Raw genomic sequence first — 2,135 nt, 5'->3', positions numbered from 1 at the left:
GGATAACCGTAGGTTTAACGAAGGAATACTGGTTCGTACGGATCAGCCGCCTACTTGATTGGCATTTCGTTATTTTATTAGTTTCTCAACCAACAAACATACACTTGTGCCTAATTCGTCAATCAAATTTTCATTTCTAATTTGCATTTTCTTTGCACGAATAATGGCATCATTTATTCCATCTTCAAACCTTTCAAATTTCAAGTTCTTTTTACTATATCCTTTTAGAATAAGTGAAAGTTCCTTATCTATAAAACGTCTGGTTTTATTTACTTTTTCGTTACAGAGCAAATCATCAACGGAATATTTTTGTAAATCGGTAATATGCAGGAGTAACCAAAATTCAAATGTAGGATTTGATAATGCAAGATTATATCCCTCTAATTTGCATTTATCAATAATAGAGTTTAATTGTTCCTTACTAACATTTTGCCTGTCCCTATCAACCACCATCCATAATTCATTGGCTTCAATACCGTGTTCTTCCCAATATTCTTTTCTCTCATCGAGCAAGTCAATCACATGATTGGGATGGCTTTTCGTGTCTGTTTTATCACTTTTCACAAGCCTTTCAACCTTAATGATTTCAGAAGAATCTAAGTCATGAATGCCATCAAAATATTGCTCCTCTGTTTTGCCTTCACTGGCTATTGAAATAAGGTAAACTTCTTTTGTGTTTTGGCTGCCCGATTCTATGGCCCTTTTCCCAAATTCATTTATAATCCTCAATCTACCTGGCATAACTAGAAATTTAAGTTCTTAAAACTCTTGAATATTGGAATTGCTCCATATCTGCCAAGCAAATAGTCTTTTCGGACTATTTTATCATTTCTTACTTTAAATTCATCTAATGAAAATAAGCGTGACTCATTTTTATTTTTTTCAATAAACCAGATTTCATCTCTACGTAATAGTTCTAAGTCCAGCAATAGTGATTCATGAGTTGTTACAATCAATTGACTTTCATTACTCTTTGTTAATTCAAGAAATATTTCAAAGATTCCGTATGTTAATTTTGAATGTAAACTTCTGTCAAGTTCATCAATAATAAATACAGAATCAGTTTTTGTCATTTCATGTAATGCAGGTATGAAATCAAATAATCTTTGCGTTCCGTCAGATTCGTCTTCAATATCAAAAACAATTGGAGTTCCTAAATTATCGATATGTTCTAAACCTATTTTTTTAACCTTATATTCATTTTGTTTATTTTGCCTTAAAGAATATGTGATTCCATTGATTTCAAAAATAATAGATTTCGCTTTTTCAATATTCTTTGTTAAATCCTCTTTTATTTGTTTTGGTATATCGAAACTTTCTAAATCTATTTCTTCAGATGTTACATTATGAATTCCGGTTTGAAAAACATTGAGAAAACTATTAAAAGTCTTTGACATTTCATCGTCATCACCAATAAAATTCAGACCTGTATATTTGGATTTAGGAAATACTACAGTAAGTTTCTTTTTAAACCAGTTAAAAACATTCTTGAAATCAACAGCCTCACTAAAATCGTTAATACTCTTTCTGTTCATTTCACTCAAAAAAAGAAGATTGTCTGAATCTTGAAAATCCTCTCGATACACATCAAATCTTTTTTTTGCTTTTGAACTTAATTTAATAGCAATATCAATCTCATGTTTATTTTTACTATTTACAAACCTGTCAAATATTTTCTTCTCTTTGTTTTGTCCTATTTCATATAACCATTCTTCAATTATATGACTATCCTTTAATATTACAGCAAATCCATACGAATAATACTTATCCCCTGATTTTAATTCATATTGAAAAATTGTAGGCATGGAGTTATTACCTTCTTTCAGACGGTAATGACAATTTACCGGATTAATTTTGTTTATTCCATTTACTATTACTCTTCTTGAAAAGTCTATTGCTTTCACAAAATTTGATTTTCCAGAAGCGTTTGCACCATAAATTACTCCAGACTTTAAAATATTTATTCCTTTTCCTTTATGATAATGGGTAGAAAGTCTTCTTTCTTTATTTGCTATAAGTGAAAATTCAGATTTCTTATTAAAAGACAGAAAATTCTCAACATTAAATCTAATTAACATGATAGTTTGTTTTAATTCGGTGCAAAGTAAGGAAATATTCTCATATCAATCACGCTT

The 2,135-nt window shown here is 29.6% G+C and carries 2 protein-coding genes; both read right to left on the bottom strand.

Annotation, left to right across the window (positions count from 1 at the left end; all coding sequences use genetic code 11):
- Nucleotides 1-69: 69 nt before the first annotated feature.
- Nucleotides 70-741, bottom strand: a complete 672-nt coding sequence (locus tag U9R42_11445) for an RloB family protein (GenBank protein ID MEA3496638.1) — start codon at nucleotides 739-741, stop codon at nucleotides 70-72.
- 2 nt (nucleotides 742-743) lie between these two features.
- Complete coding sequence (locus U9R42_11440) at nucleotides 744-2,078, bottom strand: ATP-binding protein (GenBank protein MEA3496637.1); 1,335 nt, start codon at nucleotides 2,076-2,078, stop codon at nucleotides 744-746.
- Nucleotides 2,079-2,135: the final 57 nt, after the last annotated feature.

This window comes from Bacteroidota bacterium, from assembly GCA_034723125.1.
In the GTDB taxonomy this organism is placed as follows: Bacteria; Bacteroidota; Bacteroidia; order CAILMK01; family JAAYUY01; genus JAYEOP01.
Note: the sequence above shows the minus strand (reverse complement) of the source record. Positions and strands in the feature narration are given on the sequence as shown.